Origin of the sequence: Methanococcus voltae (assembly GCF_024807655.1) — an archaeon.
Lineage (GTDB): Archaea > AGJL01 > Methanococci > Methanococcales > Methanococcaceae > Methanococcus > Methanococcus voltae_D.
The window spans coordinates 1-23,387 of record NZ_JANUCR010000011.1 but is presented as its reverse complement, the minus strand read 5'-3'; the positions used below and the strand labels follow the sequence as shown (position 1 = coordinate 23,387).

The following is a 23,387-nucleotide window of genomic DNA, read 5'->3' as shown; positions in this document are numbered from 1 at the left end:
TGAAAAATCAGCTGAAAGATTTAAAATTGAATAATTAATTAAAATTATTAATTTTAAATCATTATTTTTTATTTTTAGATTATAGTTTTATTTTACGCATATTTGTTATTTTTAATCTATATTTCTTTTAGTTTCTTATTGGTTAATTTTTGAAGTAATTATTTTCCCAAACGATTTTTGAAATCGTAAGTTATATATTGTATGAATCTTAATTATTAATGGGGATATATTAATTAAATACTGTAATATAATTAATGTAAAATCGTTAATCGGTTTATACATTTGAATATTAACACCATATATATTTTGATACATAAATACTACCATATGTTAAATAAAATACCGTTAAATGTTAGATATATTTAGAAAAGTAGTATCATATATGTGATACACTTTATTTTCTTTTTAATTTTTTTAGATTTTTGACTTTTTGAATATACTTTAAGGTTATCCAATAGAAATATAGAATCCTAATTATTATGTTTTGTTTATTAACGAAATGTTTAATTATATCATAAATTTTATATTATTTCTTTGAAACATTTGATAACATTAAAATATTATATATTAACTTTAATACCTAAATTTTATAATTTACAGAATATTTTTATGTTTATAATTATAATATCTTAAATTAACTATACAATTAACATTTTTATGGTGATGTCATGGGTGAAGCAATAATTAAATTATCTGGAACGAGTGCGAGTGCAAAATTGCACGCAAAAACGCCACATTATGAAATAATATCTGACGAACCAGTATCTTTGGGTGGTAATGGTGAAGCTCCAAATCCTATGGAATACTTATTAATGGCATATGCAGGCTGTTTGAATGCTTTAAGCAGGTATTACATTGATTTAAAAGGTTTAGAGGTTCGAGAAATTTATGTGGAAATTCACGGTAAATTTAACACCGATAAGTTAAAATTAAGGGAAACCACCAAAAGAGCAGGTTTTGAGTACATAAACATTTCACTTGAGTTTGATACTGACGAGCCAGCAGAAAAAATCGAAGAAATAATACAAATGGTAAAAGAAGGATGCCCTATGCACGATAATATAACTAATCCCACACCTACAATGGTCGAATATAAGTTAAAATGTGTAAAAAACTAACTGAATAATTATTAAAGTGTAATAACCTAAGCAACGAGTTTTAAATTTTTAAAACAGTATTTTTTATAATTAGGCGGAGAATATATCTACCTTTGGAAAATCTTTCCTTCATAAATGCCCTACGGCTATTCTGGAAGACCGCCTTTTAGGTAGAAGTGCCTTAGTCAGTATCACCAAAACCAAAAAAATGGTTAAAATCAACTGCTACTTTTTTATAGTGATACTACATATAAAAAACTTAGTATTTTTAATATAACGTTGTTATGTTGGTTTATTATTATTTTTAAAAAATCCAATATTGATAAATTACTTATATTAAGAAAACATAGTCTATGTACTTAGATTTAAATTTTTATATTATGATTTAAATTTAACATATACATTAGACCTTTTAAAATTTTAAAAAAACTTTAAAAAATTAATGTTTAAGCTTAATTTTTATGAATCAAATTAAAAGTAATTAATTTTTCATAAAATACGATTTTATTGAGATATAAAACGTTTATTAATCATTATGCGAATGGCATTAGGATGTTAATCAGATTATTATATTAATTTTTAACAATCTAAAGTCAAGCTTCTTATCTATGTTTATTATATCAATAAAATCAAATTATCGGAGTTAAGAGAAAAAAATACTAACTTATGATAATATAAAATTAAACTCTTAAACACAAATTAAACAAATTAACTAAGGTAATAGATAAGAAATCTATTAATAAACAAGGGATAAACATGGAATTTAGAGATTTAAACATATCCGAAAGCATAATGGAAAGGCTTGACGAAAAAGGATTCACGGAAGCTACACAAATACAAGAAAAAGCTATACCTATTGTATTGGATACAGAATTGGATGTAGTTGGACAAGCACAAACAGGAACTGGAAAAACACTTGCATTTGGTATACCAATAATCCAAAAAATACAAGAAAAAATAGAAGAAAACGGTAGAAAAAATAAAAAAGCTGTAAAAGCTATTATTTTAACACCTACAAGAGAATTAGCATTACAAGTTCACGATGAAATTGATTCCGTAAATAAAGGCAATAAATTAAGATTATGTACTGTTTACGGCGGTCAAAGTATTGAAAAACAAATTAACAAGTTAAGAAATGGCGTTGACATTGTAATTGGTACGCCTGGTAGAGTAATCGACCATTTAGGTAGAAGAACTCTTAAATTAAACGAAATTGACTTTTTAGTACTTGACGAAGCTGATGAGATGCTCAATTTAGGATTTATTGACGACGTTGAAGAAATCATGAGCAAATGTAAAGAAGATTGTAGAAAATTACTTTTCTCAGCAACTCTTCCAAAAAGTATTATGGAACTTGTAGAACTCCACATGGGCGAATATGAAACCATAAGAGTTAAAAGTAAGGCTTTAACAACTGAATTAACAGAACAAATCTATTATGAAGTTAAAGAGCACGATAAATTTGAATTATTAAGAAGAATAATCGATAAAGAACCTGGTTTCTATGGTTTAGTATTCTGTAAAACAAAAGCAGATGTTGACCAATTAATGAGAAGATTAAACGATGAAAATTATTCTTCAGAAGCTTTGCACGGAGATATGAACCAAAAGCAAAGAGAATTGGCACTTTCAAGATTTAAAAGTCATAAAATTGACATAATGATTGCTACAGACGTTGCGGCAAGAGGTATTGATATTAACGAACTTACACACGTTATAAACTACGATATTCCTCAAAATCCTGAAGCTTATGTACACAGAATTGGTAGAACTGGAAGAGCAGGAAATAAAGGTACTGCAATAACATTTGTAGAACCAAGAGAATTCAGAAGATTTAAATACATTATGAAAATCTCAAAATCTGATGCTAAAAAAGAGAAAATACCAGACGTGACTGAAATAGTTGAATTAACAAAAACCAATATAATTGGAAAATTAAAACAATTAATTCAAACAGAAAATTCCGAAGATAGCGAAGATTTAGAAAACTATGAATTTGAGAATTTAGAAATTGTGGATGAATTAATTGAATTAGCAGATTCAAAAGTAATTATTGATAAATTAATTTCACAATTATTCAAAGAAGAACTTAATAGAAAATCCTATGGTAGAATAGGCGACTATGGAAGTAGGAAAGGAAATGATGGAAGAGATAGTAGAAGAGACGGTAGAAACGATAGAGATAGAAGAGACGGTAGGAGAAATGATAGGGATAGAAACGATAGAAACGATAGAAACGATAGAGATAGAAGAGACAACAGAAGAAGAAATAACGACGGTGGTTCAAGATTATTCGTGGCTTTAGGTTCAATGGATAATATGGATACAAGAAGATTGCTCAGAAAAGTTCTTGAAAAATCAGACGTTTCAAAAGACAACATAAGTGAAGTAAATGTTTACAGAAATTTCTCATTTATCTCAGCAGACGAAAAGACTGCGAAACAGATTGTAGATTCTTTTAGGTCAGAAAGAAGAAACGGAAAACCATTAATTGAGTATGCGAAAAGATAATTACATATATCTTTTATTTTTACTTTTTTTATAAAATTTATCATATTTTTAAATAGTTTATTATTTTATTTTATTATTTTATTTTATTATTTTATTATTTTATTTTGCTCACAAATACCAATGTTAATAAATGTCTTTTTTTATAAAATTTATCATATATTCTGTAATTTGTAAATTTATTGTAAATTATTATATTTTTAATTATATATCTAATTTAAAATAACGGAGGGGGTTATTTTGAAAATAGAATACGATACCAATTATTTACTTCAAAATATATTTAATAAGAAATTAAAAGGTATAGGTGGTATAAATTGGATAAATTGGCTTTATTATGATAATAAAGATTATGAAGAGGCCATTTTTAAAAATACAGGTATTGAAGAACATCAAATAATGGAAAATATCGGAAAAACAACTGAATCAAAAGAATTTTCTTTAAATGGGGAAATATTAATAAATGAGACTATTTCCAATGACCAGTTTCAAAATCTAAGTTTGAACGATAAAAACCCAATTTTAATACATACATCAGGGACTTCGGGCGGAGATTTGTCTAAATTAAAATGGTTTGAGATTAAGAACGATTCAATGAAAAATATCTGGGTTTCAGGAATTAAAGCGATATATGATTCCAGTTTTTTAGATTGGTATACAAAACCCGCACTCGACAATAATATTCAGAATAATGCTAAAAATAACAATAACATTAATAATATTTATATGGACGAATATGCTAAAAAGGATATTGAAAGTATAAATACAAAGGGCGCCATGGTATTTTTAATTCCTTCGGGGCTTCATATAGATGGCGTTTTTAATATTGGGGGTAATTATTTGACACGCCTTTATGGTTTTGAATTAACCCAAAGAATAGCAATTGCTTTATACCCTAAGTCAAATTATTTTATTGATTATTATTCAAATGCGTACAATCTGTCTACAATTTTGAAAATATTGTCATTGGGAGATATTGCAGTTATTGCAGTGCCTTATAACGTTATTTTGAACTGGAATAATCCTAATAAATTAAAAGAAGGCTTTAAAAGAGAATTGTTAAATATAAATGAATTAACAAATTTGATTGAAAATAAGGATTCTGAAAATTTAAAAAGTAATACTCAAGATAGTACTAAAAATAATAATAAAATTAATAATAACTTCAATAATAAGTTTAATGATAATAATACGGAATTTTACAATGAATTTTTATCTTATAAGGCCAAATTTGAACAAAATCCTGAAAAAACAGTTAAAGAATTACAAAATTTATTAAAGGATAAATTAAAAAATGCGATACTGATTTCTGGAACAACTTATATGATAAAAAGACAATGGGACGAATTAAGGAGTTTTATGGGTTGGAAAAAAGGTCAAGAAAGATTAACAAACGTATATATCGGAAGTGAGATAGGTCCATTCTCGGCTACGATAAATAAGGCGGATAATTATCGCCAATATGTAATGCCTTTAACAATTCCCTTGTTGGAACGAAAAAATAATCGGGAATTATTGACTCGGTCTAAATACGAGTATGGAAATCTTTTAATATCCAAAATGGACGAAGATTATCCAATATATAATATAAATACTGGTGATGTAATTACATTACTGGATAAAAAACGAATTCCTAAAATATCAGGGGAAATATTGCGAGCTAATTTTAAAGTTAATTTAGATATGATTGTAAAGAATCTTCCAAAAGGGGATATAATTGCAGGGGATTATTTTAGATTAAAAGACTTTGAAATAGTTAATTCTAAAGAAATTACTACTTGTATATCCGATAAATTTAAAATGGATAAAAATAGTCCGATTATTTTAGTAAATAGTGAAAAATATAAATTAATAGTGCCTATAAAACTTGAAAAAGATAAAGCAACTGTTCAGTTGGAACTTGCACAAAAAGTTAAAGAAGAACTTGAAGTTTGTCCAATTGACGAGGATTTGAAAAAAGCTTTAAAAGATTTTGAAATAGAATTAAATGAAGATATAGCCTTAGAACCAAAAGGTGGCAGAGAAGAACTTTTAAAAAAGGTAAAATCTGGAGAAATGCCAAAAGGAGTTTTAAAAAAATGGAATTTGTATGTAATAAATGAAAATAATGATAAAGAAAATAATGATAAAGAAAATGAAAATAACAAAAATGAAAATAAAGATACCAATTAATTTAAATTAAAATATTTAATTTTAAAAGTATGTAATTTAAGTATATTATTTAAATTCTCGTAATATTCATTAATAATAAAATCAAATAAAAACTTATTAATAATAGTTATATCATAATTTGAGATATTATAACCGTATAGGAGGAGTTAGTATGGAATTAAACGGAGTAGCAATAGACAACACCTTCGCAGAAGGATTCCCAATTTGGACATCAAGAATTTTGATAACTGCGGCAACCGAAAGATTAGCAAAAGTTGCAGCAACAGAAGCAACAGGTTTCGCTTGTTCAGTAATTATGTGCCCTGCAGAAGCAGGTATTGAAAAATACGTAGCACCTACAGAAACACCAGATGGAAGACCTGGATACATCGTAGAAATCTGCCACCCTAAAAAATCAGGCTTAGAACACCAATTATTAGAAAGATTAGGGCAATGTGTTTTAACTGCACCAACAACAGCAGTTTACGACGCAATGGGTGAAGACGCAGAAGAGCAATTAAAAGTAGGTTTTAAATTAAAATTCTTCGGCGATGGATACGAAACAAAAGAAAAAACAGAAGAAGGAAAAGTTATTTACTCAGTACCAATTATGGGTGGAGACTTTAAAATCGAAAGTAAATTAGGTATTAAAAAAGGAGTAGCTGGTGGAAACTTCTTCATTATGGCAGACTCAAACATGTCAGCATTGAACGCAGCAGAAGTAGCTGTTGACGCAATTTACAATGTAGAAAAAACAATTACTCCATTCCCTGGCGGTATTGTAGCATCAGGAAGTAAAGTAGGATACACAAACCCTAAATACAGCTTCATGGCAGCAACGACAAATGAAAAAATGTGCCCTACCTTAAAAGACAGCGTAGAATCATCAATCCCGGCGGAAATTAACGGTGTTTATGAAATCGTTATTGACGGTGTAGATGAAGAAGCAGTAAAAGCAGCAATGAAAGCAGGTATAGCAGCTGCAACAAAAATCCCTGGTGTTAAACAAATTACAGCTGGTAATTACGGCGGTAAATTAGGAAAATACCAAATTCAACTCCAAGAATTATTCTAAATAATTCATCATACTAATAAAATATTTCATTTATTTTTTTTAATTTTAATTTAAGTTATGATTTAATACTAATTTTGATATATTTTTTGATATATTTAATTGATATTTTTATTTTTAAAGTATGGCAATAATTAATATTAAATATTAAAAATACATTAATATTTATATAATGTATGAATTAGTAATACTAAGTAGAATATTGTCAGTCTGTTTTATGTAATAACAGTATTTATCCCTTAAAATAGAATAAATCCAGTTTAATATAAGTTATAATTAAAATTTATAGATTAAACAAATTAATTTAAAGTCGCAGTCTATTTACACTAATATACACCAATACTGCTACTGTCGTAATTTTAAATATAATAGTTGACAAGTGATATTAATATATTCTTGGAGGTTTTTAATTTGAAACCAAAAGATTCGCTCAATAAAGATGTAATTGCAGAATTTACGCTTAACAAATCTTTTAATACGTATCGTGGGAAAATTGTAAAATGTGATTTTAATGGTTTAATGGAAGGAGCCGTTATGTTAAATAAAAAGAATCATTATTATTTCTACCCCTTAAACGCATTACATATGATAAAACCCTTAAAAAATATGCCTACTAACATAATTCCAAAGACTTCATTACCGACCAATCCTAAAAACATACATCCAAAAGAAGCTTTATCTCGAATAATAGGGCGTACATTAAAAGTTACCTATAAAAACCCAAAAACATCTTATTTGGGTAGATTGTTGGGTTTTAGCAGAGGAGTTTTTTCTTGGACATTGTTAATGGAGATATATGGTGAAACCGTTATTTTGGTTAATCCTGATTATATTTCATATTATGGTACGGTTTGGAGACTTCCTAAAAATAACTCGCCATATAAAAAGCCCACCTTAATGAATTTAACAAAAACTACACAATATCTAAAAAAATGTTTGTTAGATGACGTTAATTTAGAAATAGAGCATCCAAGAATTAATATTGAAAATAAAGTATTTATTTATCCTCACGGGATTGTTTCAAAAGATGAGTATCTCTATAGTATTATAAAGACACATTTAAAGGAACACGGACTAAATATAAAATAATAATTTATAATATGAATTTTATAAAATCTTAGTTTTTTCTATTTTTAATTATTTAGTTATTTATTAGTATTATATGATATATTGTATGTATGGTCGTTTTTTCAATGTAAATATTGCTAAATTTCTTTTAAATTATTTACTGTACGTATATATTCTATTTAAATCAAATCTAAGCAAAATGATGTATTTTATCATTAATTAAAATGATAAACTATTTATAATTTTATATATAATAGCTTATTAGTATGCTAAGTCATATAATAAAAAAATAAAAAAATAAAAAAAATGGCAAATTAGTATATATATATCATATTTTAAAGGACTCTATTGTATCGTCTTTAAAATAAATGGTGAAAGTATGGTTTCAAAAGAAGATGTATTAAATGCTATAAAAGTAGTTCCAGACCCACATATGGGCATAAGCATAGTAGATATGGGTTTAATAAAAGATGTTATCGTAGATGATGAAGGAAACGTTGAATTTACCTTAACACCAACAAATCCAGGCTGTATGAGTGTAATTCACATGGCTGCAGGTGCTAAAAATGCGGTTTTAGAACTTGAAGGTGTTAAAACTGTAAAAGCTACTGTAAAAGGTCATATGATGGAAGACGACATCAATAAAATTTTAAATGAAGAAACTGAATAATTATCAAACGTTATTTATATAGTATCTAAACTTTATTTATATATTATTTAAACAATGTTAATCAATAAATTGAATATATGGACTACAAAATACAGATATACAACAAAACATATACAAAATAATTCTTTTTTTAATTTATTTTATTTTTTTATACTTAATTAACCGTTATCTATTAATAATTTATAACCATATATTAACAGGATTTACGAGTATAGAATAATTACTTATTTTAATATTATTCAATAATTTAATAGTAATTTACTATAATTTATAATTATTATTGGAGAGATAAATATGTTTCAAAAACCAAAGGGAACAAGGGATTTTTTACCTTCCGAGATGTTAAAAAGGAAATTTATAGCACAAAAACTAAGGGAAGTTTTTGATAATTATAACATTAAAGAAATTTGTACACCTACATTCGAAAGTTTTGACCTCTTATGCAAAAAAACAGGCGATGAAATAAGAAGTCAATTATTTGTATTTAAAGACCACGGAGACAGGGAAATGGGTTTAAGACCTGAATTAACTTCTTCCGTTGCAAGATACTTCATAAACGAATTTAAAAACGTTCCAAAACCTTTAAAATTCTATTATCTTACAAACTGCTTTAGATACGAAAACCCTCAAGCAGGGCGATATAGGGAATTTTGGCAAATGGGTTGCGAGTTAATCGGTAGTAATAAATGTACAGCAGATGCTGAAGTTTTAAATTTAGCAATTGAAGGATTAAAACATATAAATATGAAATATGAAATAAATATCGGACATTTGGGCGTTTTAAAGGGTGTTTTCGAAGAATTTAATCTTTCAGATGACGAAAGTACTCAAATCAGAAGATTAATTGATAAAGAAGACATTGACGGATTAAAAGAAGTTTTAAATGTAATTGAATCCGAAAAAGGAATTTCAATATCTAATATAGTATTTGAAATATTGGACTTAAAAGGAAACAAGGAGATAATTGATATTTTAATTGAAAAACTTCAAAAATTCCCTAAATCTATAGAAGCACTCGAAAACTTAAAAGAAATATTAGAATACGTAGAACACGAATATATCATAAACTTTGGAATTGCCCGAGGTTTAGATTACTATACTGGAATGGTATTTGAAATCTATGGGACTAAAGAAGGTGCAAAACAAGTTTGTGGTGGTGGTAGATACGATAATTTAATAGAATTGTTTGAAGGAGAGCCTACGCCAGCAGTTGGTTTTGCATACGGTTTTGACAGAATTATGTTAAATATCGAAGAACCGGAAGTAAATGAAGAAGTTATTTATATTACCACGGCAGGAAATGACAAAGAATTAACAAAAGAGAGTTTTAAACTTGCAAAAAAATTAAGGGAAAACTCAAAAATGGTAGAACTTGATTTAATGAACAGAAAGCTTAACAAATCTTTAAATTTTGCAAATAATATAAAAGCTACGAAAGTAATTATAATTGGTAAAAAGGATTTAGAAAATGGTATGGTTTCCATAAAAGATATGGTTTCAGGCGAACAAATTCAAGTTAAATCTGATGAATTGTTAAATTATTTGTAATAATTATTAATTAGTTATACTTATATTTGTAATTTAATTTACAAATCAATTTATTTTAATTTTTTACTAAATTATTTCAAAATCAAAATGTTCATAAATTATTCGGTTTCTTCATTTATGAGTATTATTTCAATTGTGGAAACATTTATCTCTTTTCCGGTATTATTTTTTAAAATTTCAGTCCCTAAGGTAATATTTTGTACTTTAACCGACGTTAAGACTCTGTTTTTTAAAACTTCTTCAACATCAATTGCTTTTATAATTGCTTTACCCCTGGCTTTTAATATTACTTCTTTAACTGAGGGGTCGTTAAATAACGTCATAACTGCATTAACGTAGTTCATAGTGCCCTTGCTACCTATATATATTGAATTTGTCATATTTGCACCCATAAATAAAGTTTACACCCATTGATTGACAATAAGTGAATTCATTAATTAATTAATTAATGAATTCATTAATTATATATATTTATTATAAAATATACTATGCTTAAACATTCTATATATAAGACATAGATAATTTGTAGTATCTTAAAGAATTATAAATTATTTGATTATTATTTATTTAATTATTTTACAAGTAGAATCGATGAGGGAGTTTAAATTGGAAAGAGATTATAATTTTGATAAATCAGAACTAAGAACTAATTTAAACTTGGTAAATATGGGGCTTAAAAATAGAATAAAAAATATAAATTTTACCAATGAAAAATTAATAGATTGGCAAATTGTCGATAAATTATATAATAAAGGTATTATAATAACTGAATTTATTGGTAAGGGTCATCGAGGTGTTGTATTCAAAGGATATTGTCAAAACTGTGTTTCAAAAGATTATGTCGATAAAAATTTTAAATATAGCAATTTTAGACAGTATTTACCAATTGCAATTAAAATACCAAGATTAGGCGCTCCCAAAAATACGATATTTCACGAAGGACACGTTTTAAGTATCATAAATAAACAAGGGATAGGCCCTAAACTTTATGAATTTACAGAAGAATATATGATAATGGAATATATTGACGGAAAAATGATTAAAGACTGTATTGATGATTTAAAAAAGGATAATATCCTATTTATTGTGGAAGAAACAATTAAACAATGTTTAAAGCTGGATTTAATGGGCATAGACCATACTGAAATACAGGGCGGTAAACACATAATTGTATCTGATAAAATTAAAATAATAGATTTTGATAAAGCTAAGATACACAACAAAACGATTGCTAAAAATTTCACAACTGCAATGTCTTTGTTTTTCGGATACAATCCACTTTCTAAAAAAATTGCAAAAGAGTTAAATCTTTCAGAAAATGATTTATTGGACTTGCAAAAATTATCAGGAATATATAAAAAATTATTTAAAGTTTAGTATTTAATCATATAATGTCTTAATTATTTTAATAAGGATATATTTTATTTATTTTATTGTTTTTATTTTATAATTTAAACAGTATTTATGCAGAAATATTTTATTCATTATATACATTATTCATTAAAAAGTGGGATAAAATGATAAACTTGTTTGAGAAAAAAATTAAGGAATATGAACCTTTAAAAGATGCAATATTGATTGAAGGATTACCTGGAATTGGACATGTGGGTAGAATTGCGGCAGAACATTTGATATCTGAGTTTAACGGTGAAAAAGTAATGGAAATTTACTGTAATGACTTTCCCCCTCAAGTAAACGTTAATTCCGATGGTTCTGTTGAATTTATGAACAATGAAATTTATTTAATCAAAGAACCGATTCCAATGATTGTAATTTCCGGTAATACACAATCTTTATCGCCGGCCGGACAATACGAAGTTTCTAAAAGGCTTATAGAATTAGGAATCGAATATGGGGCTACAAAAACATATACTTTAGGCGGTTTAGGGGTTGGTCAAATTCCAAACCAAGATTTAAAAGTTTACGTAGCATCTACCTCTTCAGAAATTGCAGAACAGCATAAAGAGTATGGTGTAGAATTTAGGGAAGATAATGGTAGCATTTTAGGAGCCGCTGGTTTAATGCTAATGTTTTCTAAATTAAATGACATTGAAGCAACTTGTTTAATGGCTGAAACAATAGGTTATGTTGTAGACCCAAAAGCTGCAACCAACGTTTTAAACGTTTTATCCAAGGCTTTAAACTTTGAAATGGATTTCACTAAATTAGAGCAAAGAGCTGCTGAAGTTGAAAAATTACTCGAAAAAGTACAACTTACTCAGGAAGAAGCTGAAATGCCTGAAGATAATGATGATTTAAGTTATTTTGGATAATTTATAACGTTTATGATTTTAAATATTTAAATTTTTAAATTTTTAATTATTTTTTTAGATTTAGTTATTTTATTTTTTTATTTTTTTATTTTTCAAAGAATAGTTTATTTTTATAAAATCAAAACTCGTAAAATAGTAAAAATAATAAGAATAGGAAATATAATTAAAAATTAAGGTGTTAACCTTTGCCTGTCTCTTGGGAATAATACACATTCTCTAATGTTCTCTTCTTGCCCCAAAATCATTGCAAATCTGTCTGCACCCAATCCAAATCCTGCGTGTGGTGGCATACCGTATTCAAATGCTTCTAAGTATGTACCGAAGCCTTCTGGATTCATTCCCATTTTACTAATGTTTTCCACTAATAAATCATATTTGTGAACCCTTTGAGCACCGGAAGTAATTTCTAACTCTTTGTACATTAAATCGAAAGCTTTACAGATTTTATTGTCTTTTTCGTATGGCATTGTATAGAATGGTCTTGTAATGGTTGGCCATTCTGTAATAAAGTAAAGACCGCCCATTTCATCACCAACAGCTTTTTCAGCAGCTCTTGATAAGTCTTCTCCCCATTCTAATTCTACACCTTTGCCATTTGCAATATCAACTGCTTCAGAGTATGTTAATTTTGTGAATTTTTTGTCCGGAACTTCAAAGTTAATTCCGAGTGTTTCGATTTCGTCAGCTCTATTTTCTGCAATATCTTTGTAGCTGTTGTAAACTACTTTTTCAAGTATGTCCATTGCATCGTATTCATCAGAGAATGACATTTCCATATCGATAGAAACTGCTTCGTTTAGGTGTCTTCTTGTGTTGTGTTCTTCAGCCCTAAATATTTGAGCAATTTCAAATACTCTGTCAAATCCGCCCGCCATCATCATCTGTTTATACAATTGAGGACTTTGTCCTAAAAATGCTTCTTTTTCAAAGTATGAAATAGGGAATAATTCTGTTCCACCTTCTGTAGCACTTGCTACAAGTTTAGGGGTATTTACTTCGATAAATCCATTATCGTTAAACGTGTTTCTAACTGATTTTAACATTTCAGCCCTAATTTTAAATAAAGCTTGTATTTTAGGTCTTCTGATATCTAAAAATCTGTGGTCTAATCTTGTATCGATATCCGCAGGTACTTTTTCAGCAGGGTCTAATGGTAATGGTGCGTTTGATTTTGTTAATACTCTAATCTCTATAGGTATAATTTCAAAACCGTTTGGCGCCTTTTCACTCGCTACAACTTTACCTTTAACTGCAACAACGTCTTCTTTTCCTAATTTTTTAGCAATTTCGAAAGTTTCTTCTGATACTTTTTGTTTAGGTACTACAAGTTGTATTGTACCTTCTCTATCTCTTAAAATGACGAAAGCTAATTTTCCTAAAGCTCTAATTGAGTGTACCCAGCCCATTAAAACAACTTCTTGCTCGTTCATTTCCGCAACAACTTCTTTTGAGTAGTGGGTTCTCCTCCAATCTTGAATTGAATACATATTTTCACCTTATTGATAATTATCGATTTTTATCGTAATTATTCACTTTATTAAATCCATAAATTATATTATAATAATAACATAATGATTTTGGTTTTAAATTATGTAGTATATTATTATTTAAATAATTTGTTAAACACCTATAATATAATGTTAAATTTATATAATTGTAATGGTAATCTTATAACAAATGGATATAAAATAAATAAAAATAATATAGATAATATAGATAATGAAAAGAATCAAATAACTGCGAAAAATAATTATATTTTGATTTAAACTGCTATTGGGACAATTATGTATATCAATATTTTTGCAACATTAATGTCATTGTGCATATTGATGACATTTTTAGGATGGGACACTGGCATTGCAGAGGCTTTTGAAGAAGCACCGTCAAATATGACTATCGAAAAAAATTTAATTACTACAGTATACTTTAATTACATATATGCTATGGATAATTACTTTAATCTAGATTTAAAACCTGAAATTCATGATGATAACTTTTATAGGTTTTTTGACCAACCAGATGATGAACACGGTCGGGGTAGTAGACTTAGAAGAATATTCAGACGAGATTTCAATTAAAATATTTAAAAAAAGAATTTTATTTTATTTTATTTTATTTTTATTTTATTTTTAATTAGTGTTTTATTATTTTATAATTACCTTATGGGCACATTTTTCAGCTTTTTCTCTTGCTAAATCAGTATTTTCTGCTGTAATTAGTGCTACTCCCATTCTCCTGCCTATTTTAGCAAGTGGTTTTCCAAACAATCTTATTTTACAACCTGGTTCTTCGAGTGCTTTTTCAACCCCTTCATATACAGGAGCGTATTTTTTAATCTCTGATTTTATAACGTGGCTTGCACCGGGCTTTAAAAGCTCAATACTAACGGGTAAACCCAAAATTGAACGAATATGAATTTCAAATTCACTTATATTTTGACTAACCATTGTAATCATACCAGTATCGTGAGGTCGAGGTGAAACTTCACTAAATATAACTTCATCTCCTCTTACGAACATCTCTACGCCAAAAATACCATATCCGCCTAATTCATCAGTTATTTTTTTAGCCATATCTTCAGCATCTTTTTTGGCTATTTCAGACATTGTATGAGGTTGCCAGCTTTCGTGGTAGTCTCCATCAATCTGAACATGACCAATAGGCTCGCAGAATTTTGTTCCAAAGGCAGTTCGGGCTGTTAAAAGAGTTATCTCGTAATCAAATTTTATAAATTCTTCAACAATTACTTTACTACCTAATCCTCTTGCTGACTCATGAGCAATTTTCCAAGCTTTCTCGATATCGGTTTCTGATTTTATTGTTGATTGTCCTTTTCCTGACGATGACATAATAGGTTTTACAACACAAGGAATTCCAATCTGTTTAACAGCGTCTTTTAGTTCGTCATAACTTTCTGCAAACTCGTATTTTGCAGTTTTTAGTCCTAAATCTTCAGATGCAAGTCTTCTTATTCCTTCCCTATCCATAGTTAATTTGGTGGCTTTTGCAGTAGGTATTATATTAAAGCCTTTATTTTCCATTTCAACAAGTGCATCTGTGTTTATTGCTTCTATTTCAGGTACTATGTAATCTGGTTTTTCCCGTTCTATTATTTCAACTAAGCCATCGAAATCTTTCATGTCAATTACATAGTTTTTATGTGCAACTTGCATTGCAGGAGCGTTTTGATAGCTATCAACTGCGATACACTCAATACCGAATCTTTGAGCTTCAATAATAACTTCTTTACCTAATTCTCCACTTCCTAAAAGTAATAATTTTTTAGGATTTGAAGATAATGGGCTACCTATCATAATTTCACCACACAACATTTACCAAGATTTTGGATTTTTTTTAATTACAAATTATGCGAATATTGGATATGTGTTTATATTCTATACTATAATATGTAAATATTTATGTTTTTATGTTTATGTTTTTATCATTTTTGTAATTAGAATATTCATTAATTTCGATAATTTTATTTTAACATATGCTAATATATAAATAATATATAAAATAAATAAGTGTATAAAATCTATCTAAAAATAAAAAATAATGGTAAAAAATAACGTAATTTATCGATATTGTTAATATTTTATTTAAAATTAAATAAAAATACATAAAAATAATTAAAATTACAATATATCATATGTATGATATTAATTAAGTTTGAATGTACTTATGGGTAATTCATTATAATCTAATCTTTAATGATTAATACAATAATTAATATTTATTTCTGGAAATAATCTAAATAATTTAAAAAATAATAGCTATTATTTATAATTAAAATCCCCTCGGTGAATAAGATGTCAAACGGTATTGGCAAAAATTTGGATGAGTTATTAAAATCGGAAAGTATCGGGAAAAAACAGGAAGATTTAATCGATTCATCAAGCGCCAAAAATAATAATATTCATAATACTAAAGATAATGTGGAAGCTACTAACAATAATAATAATAATAATAATAATAATAACAACATTGATGATGATAATAATAACAACATTGATAATAATAATAATAATAATAATAAAAATAATCATAGCAATGACTTAGATATTTCTGATTTTAACAAGAATTTCGATGTTTCAGAGTGTGATGTTATAAAACTCGGCGATATTTTGGAAAAAATGATAGAAATAAATACCATCGTCCGAATAGAACGAATATTCGAAGAATCAGAGGTTCGGGGAACAAAAGTGATAAATGTTGTAGTAAATGATGGTACTCGTAAAGGGTTATTATCTCTTTGGGGCGACCAACGTACTTTACTAAAAGACATAATTGTGGGCGATTCGGTATTAATAAAGGATGCAGAAGCTCCTAAATTATATAATAATAGAATACACTTAAAAATAACAAGCTCTGGAAATTTGCTTAAAATAAAAAGTAATTTACCAAGTTTGCCAGAACTTTTATCGAATGGTAGTTCTTCCTCATCATCTCGAAAAACGATTGCAGAATTGAATGAAGGGGACAATACTGAATTAAGGGGTTTAATTGTAGCCTTACATACTAAAGAGCCATATTTCCCACTTTGTGAAGATTGTAAAAAGAAAATGGTATTAAAAAAGGGATATGCAGTTTGTAAGTGTGGTAAAAAAATAGATGAAGAATCAGAAGATTTAAAATGGGTATTTTTGGTTAACATAACTTTAGATGATGGTACTGGGACTATGCGGATAACTTTAAACGATGAAAACAATATTGTCGATTTTAAGGAACTTAAAAAGATGGTAATTGACGATGAAAATATCATGGAAGTTCTAAATAAAAAATTAATGGGTTTAGATATTGTAGTTTCTGGTTATGCTAAACATAATGATTATTTCGATGAAACAATATTCCAATCAAAATTATGGTATGAATCAAAACCAATAGATGAAATAAAAAGGCATTTAAATTTGGAAAAGTGAAAAAATGTATAAATTACAGAAAATATGTGAGTTAAGCGATATAGATAGTACTGTGGCATTAATTGGTAATGTAAAGCTTGTAGATTACAAGGGGAAAAAATTAAAGCTGTATGATGAGACTGGTGAAATTGTTGTATCCAAGGTAGATGGACATTATGAAAAAGATGACACGCTAATGATTTTGGGAATACTCAAGTTAACACCCCGAGGAAATGTAATATATTCTAACAAAGTGGCTAAGATAAGCGACGAAATTGGGAAAAACGCTCAAATTATTGAAAAATACGTATCGAATATATGCAAATATTAAAATTACAATTGAAAAATTATGGTTAAATTTGAAAATATTTTATAATAAATATAATAAATATAATAAATATAATAGTTATAATAAATATAATGGTTATAATAATTATTCTGGTGGTTTAATGGCACTAACAAGGTCAGTAGGTATAAGATTGCCAATTGCTGAGATTACAAACGGTAATTACGTAGAAACTTCTGGACAATGGGAGTCTAACTATGTAGACAGTGAAAAATATGGTAAAATTACAAGAGTAGTCCTTTACGGTATTATTTCTTCAAAGTACGCTAATTTAGTTAAGGAATTTTCTGCATATACCGTAGATGATTTAACCGGGGAGATTCGGGTTGTGGGATTTAAAGGAATGTCTAAAATAATGAACGAATTTGAAAAAGATGACATTGTATTAATTGTCGGTAAAATTAAGAAGGACCAAAAAAATGAGCTATATATTTCACCGGAAATTATAAAAAAAGTAAATATTGACAATTTAATATTAAATACCATTGAGAATTTTTAATATTTTTCAATATATTTAAGATATGCAGTATAAATATATAAACTTAATAAATATGTGATATTTTGAAATTTGAAGTTTTTAAATTTGATAATGTAGAATCTACCAACATTTTAGCACACGATTTGGCAAAGAAAGGTCATAAAAATTTTTTAGTCTTAGCAAATACTCAAACAAATGGTAAAGGTAGATTAAATAGAGTTTGGGTATCTGAAGAAGGTGGCTTGTATTTATCCATCGTATTGGACATTTCAAATTTTGAAAAACTTGAACATTCTAATTTTGTGGCTTCATTAAGCGTATTAACTACTTTAAAAGAATTTTCAACTAATATAAACGATTTTAATGATTTAAAATATTCTATAAAATGGCCAAATGATATATTGGTTAATAATCATAAGATTTGTGGTATACTGTCGGAATTAAATTTTAACGAAAATTACATTGTAATTGGAATTGGTGTAAATTTAAATAATTCCATATACAAAGTTAATAAACTTAATAATAAGAATAATGCAAATAATAATACTAATAATAAGAATAATAAGAATAATAAAAGTGTATATAACGCAATTTCATTAAATCAATTGTTTAATACTAAAAAATACAATAATGATGAGAATAATATGAATAATAATTTAATAAATAAAGATTTATTCCTTTCAAGATTATTGTCAAATTTTAATAATTATTTAAATATGAATTCAAGTGAATTACTTGAAGTGTATAATAATAATTCAGAAACATTAAATAAAGATGTAAAAATAATACTAAATGATAAAGAAATAACTGGAAAAGTTATAAATATCGATTATAATGGCTTGTATTTGGATACAAATTCAGAGCTGGGCGTTATATTGATAGAAGTGGGAGACTGTATTCATTTAAGGTGATTTGATGATTATAAAGTTAAATGGACTTGGTTATGATAGCAATAGTTATTTAATTGTTGATAAGTTAGTTATTCTTGTAGACCCCGGTACTCCAAGTAATTTTGAAACATTAAGGCAGGAAATATCACAATATACCTCAAAAATAGATTATATTATCAATACACATTGTCATTATGACCATGCCGGTAGTGATTACTTATTTGAAGATGCTTATAATGTTCCAGTTTTAATAAGTGCGAAAGACTTACCCCATTTAAAGAATGGAGATACTACTACGGTTAGTAGGTTATTTGGCGTTGAAATGATACCTCCAAAAAATATACTAATTATAAATGAATTAGAAGATGAATTAAAGGAAGCAAACATTGAATTTATCGAAACTCCGGGACATACTGAGGGGGGATTAAGTTTAATATATGAAGATAATTTATTAACTGGTGATACATTGTTTGCTTATGGAGTTGGAAGACACGACTTACCAACTGGAAACATCGTTGAATTGAGAGATTCAATAAATAATTTAGAAAGAATTGCTTATTCCAAAAAAATAGTTAAAATTTTACCTGGACACGGTGAAAGTGGCGATTTAAGTGCTTTTGCAAACGCAACAATGTTTATTTAAAATTGAATTATTAATTTATCATATTCGTATTGTAAATGATTATTTAAATGATTATTTTCTTTTTTTTGCTTTTTAAATGTTTTTCGAATATCCTATAATTTTAAATAAAGTTGTTAAATAGATATTTATAGTTTAAAAATAATATTTATGTAATTAAAATAATTCCAAAAAAATATTTAATTTAACTTTAACTGTGGTACTAAGTACTTTTTGTGATATTATGATTGCAGCAATAATACCTGTATCCCCACTTTCAAGTGTTAAAACAAGATTGAAAGAATTTTTAACCCCTGAAGAACGAATAAATCTTATAAAAACTATGATTATGGACACTTACGAAAAAGTAAATCCTTTATGCGATTCTTGCTATATAATAAGCAAAGATGAAGAATTATTATCTGAATTTTTTGAATATGGTATAATTCCAATAAAAGAACCCTCTGAAATAGCTAACTTAAATGATGCAATAGATTATGCAATAGATTTTGTAAGTGAAGATTCTGTTTTAATTGCCCCAGCAGATATTCCATTGATAAAAAATGAAAATCTAAAAGATATATTGGATTTTAATAATCCATCTATTAATGAAAATAGTCATATTAAATCTTCAAATTCAGTTATCATATGCCCATCAAGAGGTGGCGGTACTAATCTGCTATTCCTGAGTCCTAAAACGTGTATGTCTCCAAGATTTGAAGGTTTTAGTTATGTAAAACATCTCGAAGAAGCTAAATCAAAAGGATTAACGGTTTCAGTAGTTCCTTCATTTTATATGTCTATCGATGTAAATACTGTAGAAGACCTTGGTGAAATCTACATACACGGTAAAAATACGCTTACTTACGAATATTTAAAGAAAATCGGTATAATTGTTGATTCCAAGCATTCCTCTGCAGGTAGATTTGACGTTAAAAGAGTAAACACTACTTTAACTGAAAATAAGGATATAATTGTAATCGATTCAAAATTACAAAAAACTGTTAAAAATTAAAAAAATTAAAAAAGTAATTTAATTTAATATATCATCTACAGTCAGCTATTCATTCATCTATTCATTTTTTTTATATTCATTTTTTTTATATTTTGAATTAATGTTTTAAGGTTTTAATCCGCAGTAATTAATTCCTTCTTTTTCATCGAAACCCATAATTATATTCATATTTTGGATTGCTTGACCACTCGCACCTTTTACTAGGTTGTCAATGGCTGAAATTACTATTAATCTACCGTTTCTATCTACTTCAAAGCCTGCAATATCGCAGAAATTGCTACCTCTAACGCCAGTTAGTGAAACCATATCATTATCGTAAATTCTAACAAAATGTTCATTTTTATAGAATTTCTCATATATTTCAACTATTTCATCTTTTGCAATGGACAGATATTCTTCTTTTAAGTAGGTGTGCGCAGTAGTTAAAATACCTCTTGTAAATGGTGCTAAATGGGGCGTAAATGATACTTTCATATTATTTTTTGAGTTTTCCACTAATTTATTTAATTCTTTTTCTATTTCGGGTGTGTGCCTATGATTTGTTAATTTATAGGGCTTTAAATTTTCGTTAACATTCGGGTAGTGCGTAGTTTGACTTGCTTCTACACCTGCACCGCTTACTCCAGTTTTTGAATCAAAAATCACACGTTCTTCAATAATTCCTTTTTCTACAAGTGGAGCAATGGATAATATAGCACCTGTTGGGAAACAGCCCGGATTTGCTATTAAATTAGCTTTTTTGATAGTTTCTCGGTGTAATTCGGGTAATCCATATGCAGCATTTAATTTCCCAGTATGTTTTAAATTATACCATTCTTCATATGTGGAAATATCTTCAAATCTATAATCGCCACTTAAGTCAATTACCTTAATACCTTTTTCATATAGTTGAGGCACTATGCTCATAGAAGCACCGTGCGGTGTTGCACAAAATACTACGTCGCTGTTTATATTATCAAGAGATATATCTTCAAAACATAGGTTGTCATATCCCATAGACTTTAAATGAGGATGTATTTTTAAAATACTATTTCCTGATTCTTTTCTCGACGTAATATGTTCAATTTCATCAATTTTTGAATGATTTGCTAATAATCTTAGTAATTCGGAACCCGTATATCCCGTACCACCAATTATGGATACAGATGTCATAATATCACCATTATCGTATTTATTTAGTAAATTTTAGAACAATATATATTATCATAAATATTTTAATTATTTATTAGATTATCCTTCACAATATATAAGTTATTTTAAATTATTATTTTTCAATTTTATTTTTAATTAGTTATCCCTTAAATTATTAAAAATATATTTGGGTCGCAATTAGTAAGGTATAACGTTATTAATTAAGTTATTACCTATACTTTTCGATTTATTCACTCATATTTATATATCATATAATTAATATAATTTAATGTATGACTATTAAATTTGGAGGTTAATTATGAAAAAAATAGTAATACTCTTACTTTTAGGCGGTTTAATTATACCATCGAGTTTTGCGGCTATTGCCCCAGACTTCAGTGGTATGACTATGACTCTTGAGCCTTCAAGTATCTACTCTCAAGATGGGAATTTTAGCATTCAGTTTGCCGGACTTCCTGCAGATATGAGCCCGTATGTGAATTATACGGTAATTTTAAATTATGCAGATGGATTAAATTCCAGCTGGTCAAAAAATTTGTCTGAGTTAACAGCTTTGGAAACAATAAGTGACCCAGGTTTAGCACCAGAAGGTTATCAATTGCAATTACAAGCATCAAATGATAGTTTTGTGACAATGGAAGTGCTTAATTCAGTAGAGCCACTTTTAGAAGTAAATGCAAGCGATGATAATTATGCGAACATTACAACAAATTTAACTGTGGAGTTATATTCAAATTATGAGAATTTCCCCGCAAGTGGTTCGGTAATTTTTACAGATTTGCCTTCTGACAGTACAACCGGCCCTTATATGAATTATAGTATAATTTTCTACATATGGAATGCTTCAGATATTAATAAAACTATTGTGGAAACCACAATACCTGACGTATACAAAAATTTAGTTGAAGATACAAACTATACTTTCCTTGCAGATAACTTAACAACTGGAGATTATAATTATAGTGTTGAGTTTAAAAATGGAAGTACTTTAGCCTTTGAAAAAACAGGAGTTATTTCATACAGTGCTAAAGCGCACGATAACGGATATGCAGAATTATATACTATTATAAATGTTTCAGTACCAAGTTGTGAATCAACCAGTACTGTTTTAGGTAATTTATCATGTATATCATTACCTGAAGATAGAAACACTGGAATTTATGCGAACTATGATGTATCATTAGTTATTTTAGATTCTGAAAATAATACGATAAATGTAATAAGTGAAGATATCCCCAATATATATGGCAGTTTGAACGAAAATGTTAATAATTCTTTCGAAACAGCGCCATTAACTAATGGGACTTATAGAGTTATATTAAACATGTCAAGTGCAGGCGTTGAACAATTTACTTCAATGGCCATATTTAACTATACGAACAATGATTCAGGTATTCCAACCGTAGTTAATAGCACTTATGTAAATGAAAGAGTTTCATTTAACATACCTACCTCTGAATCAATATACATTGGTGAAGGAGCAGAAGGAGAATTAAATGCAACTTTAATACCAGCAGAAACATTAGATTTAGCTGCAGACTATAACGTATTATTAACAGCTGACAATGCTTCCGTAGATATCGGAACAATTACATTAAG

Annotated in this window: 21 protein-coding genes; 17 read left to right on the top strand and 4 right to left on the bottom strand. The window is 27.7% G+C overall.

The features are described from left to right. Positions 1 to 668: 668 nt before the first annotated feature. From J3E06_RS08385 to hisS, 7 genes are all read left to right on the top strand, one after another. Positions 669 to 1,118, top strand: coding sequence for an OsmC family protein (locus tag J3E06_RS08385; protein ID WP_013180877.1), 450 nt, complete (start codon positions 669 to 671; stop codon positions 1,116 to 1,118). 735 nt (positions 1,119 to 1,853) lie between these two features. Next, positions 1,854 to 3,608 (top strand): DEAD/DEAH box helicase, encoded by a 1,755-nt coding sequence (locus J3E06_RS08380; protein WP_013180878.1) that lies wholly within the window; start codon positions 1,854 to 1,856, stop codon positions 3,606 to 3,608. Between the two features lie 237 nt (positions 3,609 to 3,845). After that, positions 3,846 to 5,777: a hypothetical protein gene (locus J3E06_RS08375; RefSeq protein WP_013180879.1), complete on the top strand. Its 1,932-nt coding sequence runs from the start codon at positions 3,846 to 3,848 to the stop codon at positions 5,775 to 5,777. A gap of 151 nt (positions 5,778 to 5,928) precedes the next feature. After that, entirely contained in the window at positions 5,929 to 6,831 is a 903-nt protein-coding gene (gene fhcD, locus J3E06_RS08370; protein WP_013180880.1) for a formylmethanofuran--tetrahydromethanopterin N-formyltransferase, read from the top strand. 408 nt (positions 6,832 to 7,239) lie between these two features. Then, complete coding sequence (locus J3E06_RS08365) at positions 7,240 to 7,917, top strand: hypothetical protein (protein WP_013180881.1); 678 nt, start codon at positions 7,240 to 7,242, stop codon at positions 7,915 to 7,917. Between the two features lie 358 nt (positions 7,918 to 8,275). Next, positions 8,276 to 8,566, top strand: a complete 291-nt coding sequence (locus tag J3E06_RS08360; RefSeq protein ID WP_013180882.1) for a metal-sulfur cluster assembly factor — start codon at positions 8,276 to 8,278, stop codon at positions 8,564 to 8,566. Between the two features lie 294 nt (positions 8,567 to 8,860). Next, on the top strand, positions 8,861 to 10,114 hold the full coding sequence (gene hisS, locus J3E06_RS08355) for a histidine--tRNA ligase (RefSeq protein WP_013180883.1): 1,254 nt from the start codon (positions 8,861 to 8,863) through the stop codon (positions 10,112 to 10,114). Positions 10,115 to 10,212: 98 nt separating this feature from the next. Here hisS and albA read toward each other — a convergent pair whose 3' ends face one another. Beyond that, complete coding sequence (gene albA, locus J3E06_RS08350; RefSeq protein WP_048187248.1) at positions 10,213 to 10,494, bottom strand: DNA-binding protein Alba; 282 nt, start codon at positions 10,492 to 10,494, stop codon at positions 10,213 to 10,215. Between the two features lie 226 nt (positions 10,495 to 10,720). Here albA and J3E06_RS08345 point away from each other — a divergent pair, with 226 nt between their 5' ends. After that, positions 10,721 to 11,491 (top strand): serine/threonine protein kinase, encoded by a 771-nt coding sequence (locus J3E06_RS08345; RefSeq protein WP_418904723.1) that lies wholly within the window; start codon positions 10,721 to 10,723, stop codon positions 11,489 to 11,491. A gap of 140 nt (positions 11,492 to 11,631) precedes the next feature. Then, a complete protein-coding gene (locus J3E06_RS08340; protein WP_013180886.1) occupies positions 11,632 to 12,387 on the top strand; it encodes a proteasome assembly chaperone family protein in 756 nt (251 codons plus the stop codon). 170 nt (positions 12,388 to 12,557) lie between these two features. Here J3E06_RS08340 and aspS read toward each other — a convergent pair whose 3' ends face one another. After that, positions 12,558 to 13,874 (bottom strand): aspartate--tRNA(Asn) ligase, encoded by a 1,317-nt coding sequence (gene aspS, locus J3E06_RS08335; protein WP_013180887.1) that lies wholly within the window; start codon positions 13,872 to 13,874, stop codon positions 12,558 to 12,560. Positions 13,875 to 14,171: 297 nt separating this feature from the next. Here aspS and J3E06_RS08330 point away from each other — a divergent pair, with 297 nt between their 5' ends. After that, positions 14,172 to 14,465 carry a hypothetical protein gene (locus J3E06_RS08330; RefSeq protein WP_013180889.1) on the top strand — a complete coding sequence of 98 codons (294 nt, stop codon included), beginning with the start codon at positions 14,172 to 14,174 and terminating at the stop codon, positions 14,463 to 14,465. A 66-nt stretch (positions 14,466 to 14,531) separates the two neighbouring features. Here J3E06_RS08330 and purT read toward each other — a convergent pair whose 3' ends face one another. After that, positions 14,532 to 15,701: a formate-dependent phosphoribosylglycinamide formyltransferase gene (gene purT / locus J3E06_RS08325; RefSeq protein ID WP_048187251.1), complete on the bottom strand. Its 1,170-nt coding sequence runs from the start codon at positions 15,699 to 15,701 to the stop codon at positions 14,532 to 14,534. Between the two features lie 498 nt (positions 15,702 to 16,199). On the opposite strand from purT, the gene J3E06_RS08320 reads away from it, so the two are divergent. From J3E06_RS08320 to cofC, 6 genes are all read left to right on the top strand, one after another. Further along, positions 16,200 to 17,309 (top strand): hypothetical protein, encoded by a 1,110-nt coding sequence (locus tag J3E06_RS08320; RefSeq protein WP_013180891.1) that lies wholly within the window; start codon positions 16,200 to 16,202, stop codon positions 17,307 to 17,309. A 4-nt stretch (positions 17,310 to 17,313) separates the two neighbouring features. Beyond that, positions 17,314 to 17,619, top strand: coding sequence for a hypothetical protein (locus J3E06_RS08315; RefSeq protein WP_013180892.1), 306 nt, complete (start codon positions 17,314 to 17,316; stop codon positions 17,617 to 17,619). Between the two features lie 118 nt (positions 17,620 to 17,737). Further along, positions 17,738 to 18,133 carry an OB-fold nucleic acid binding domain-containing protein gene (locus J3E06_RS08310; protein WP_013180893.1) on the top strand — a complete coding sequence of 132 codons (396 nt, stop codon included), beginning with the start codon at positions 17,738 to 17,740 and terminating at the stop codon, positions 18,131 to 18,133. Between the two features lie 62 nt (positions 18,134 to 18,195). Then, entirely contained in the window at positions 18,196 to 19,023 is an 828-nt protein-coding gene (locus J3E06_RS08305) for a biotin--[acetyl-CoA-carboxylase] ligase (protein ID WP_013180894.1), read from the top strand. A 4-nt stretch (positions 19,024 to 19,027) separates the two neighbouring features. Further along, positions 19,028 to 19,645 carry an MBL fold metallo-hydrolase gene (locus J3E06_RS08300; RefSeq protein WP_013180895.1) on the top strand — a complete coding sequence of 206 codons (618 nt, stop codon included), beginning with the start codon at positions 19,028 to 19,030 and terminating at the stop codon, positions 19,643 to 19,645. A 220-nt stretch (positions 19,646 to 19,865) separates the two neighbouring features. After that, positions 19,866 to 20,636 (top strand): 2-phospho-L-lactate guanylyltransferase, encoded by a 771-nt coding sequence (cofC, locus tag J3E06_RS08295; RefSeq protein ID WP_013180896.1) that lies wholly within the window; start codon positions 19,866 to 19,868, stop codon positions 20,634 to 20,636. Between the two features lie 105 nt (positions 20,637 to 20,741). Here the strand turns inward: cofC and argC are convergent, their stop codons facing one another. Beyond that, positions 20,742 to 21,788 carry an N-acetyl-gamma-glutamyl-phosphate reductase gene (argC, locus tag J3E06_RS08290; RefSeq protein WP_013180897.1) on the bottom strand — a complete coding sequence of 349 codons (1,047 nt, stop codon included), beginning with the start codon at positions 21,786 to 21,788 and terminating at the stop codon, positions 20,742 to 20,744. Positions 21,789 to 22,086: 298 nt separating this feature from the next. On the opposite strand from argC, the gene J3E06_RS08285 reads away from it, so the two are divergent. Continuing rightward, positions 22,087 to 23,387, top strand: a 1,301-nt coding sequence (locus J3E06_RS08285) for a hypothetical protein (protein WP_259165048.1), incomplete at its 3' end; no start/stop codon positions are given.

Coding starts and splice junctions, on each gene's coding strand:
- J3E06_RS08320 (WP_013180891.1), top strand. CDS start 16,200: ATGTCAAACGGTATTGGCAAAAATTTGGATGAGTTATTAAAATCGGAA.
- J3E06_RS08330 (WP_013180889.1), top strand. CDS start 14,172: ATGTATATCAATATTTTTGCAACATTAATGTCATTGTGCATATTGATG.
- J3E06_RS08360 (WP_013180882.1), top strand. CDS start 8,276: ATGGTTTCAAAAGAAGATGTATTAAATGCTATAAAAGTAGTTCCAGAC.
- argC (WP_013180897.1), bottom strand. CDS start 21,788: ATGACATCTGTATCCATAATTGGTGGTACGGGATATACGGGTTCCGAA.
- hisS (WP_013180883.1), top strand. CDS start 8,861: ATGTTTCAAAAACCAAAGGGAACAAGGGATTTTTTACCTTCCGAGATG.
- J3E06_RS08315 (WP_013180892.1), top strand. CDS start 17,314: ATGTATAAATTACAGAAAATATGTGAGTTAAGCGATATAGATAGTACT.
- fhcD (WP_013180880.1), top strand. CDS start 5,929: ATGGAATTAAACGGAGTAGCAATAGACAACACCTTCGCAGAAGGATTC.
- J3E06_RS08340 (WP_013180886.1), top strand. CDS start 11,632: ATGATAAACTTGTTTGAGAAAAAAATTAAGGAATATGAACCTTTAAAA.
- J3E06_RS08385 (WP_013180877.1), top strand. CDS start 669: ATGGGTGAAGCAATAATTAAATTATCTGGAACGAGTGCGAGTGCAAAA.
- aspS (WP_013180887.1), bottom strand. CDS start 13,874: ATGTATTCAATTCAAGATTGGAGGAGAACCCACTACTCAAAAGAAGTT.
- albA (WP_048187248.1), bottom strand. CDS start 10,494: ATGACAAATTCAATATATATAGGTAGCAAGGGCACTATGAACTACGTT.
- J3E06_RS08300 (WP_013180895.1), top strand. CDS start 19,028: ATGATTATAAAGTTAAATGGACTTGGTTATGATAGCAATAGTTATTTA.
- cofC (WP_013180896.1), top strand. CDS start 19,866: ATGATTGCAGCAATAATACCTGTATCCCCACTTTCAAGTGTTAAAACA.
- J3E06_RS08310 (WP_013180893.1), top strand. CDS start 17,738: ATGGCACTAACAAGGTCAGTAGGTATAAGATTGCCAATTGCTGAGATT.
- purT (WP_048187251.1), bottom strand. CDS start 15,701: ATGATAGGTAGCCCATTATCTTCAAATCCTAAAAAATTATTACTTTTA.
- J3E06_RS08380 (WP_013180878.1), top strand. CDS start 1,854: ATGGAATTTAGAGATTTAAACATATCCGAAAGCATAATGGAAAGGCTT.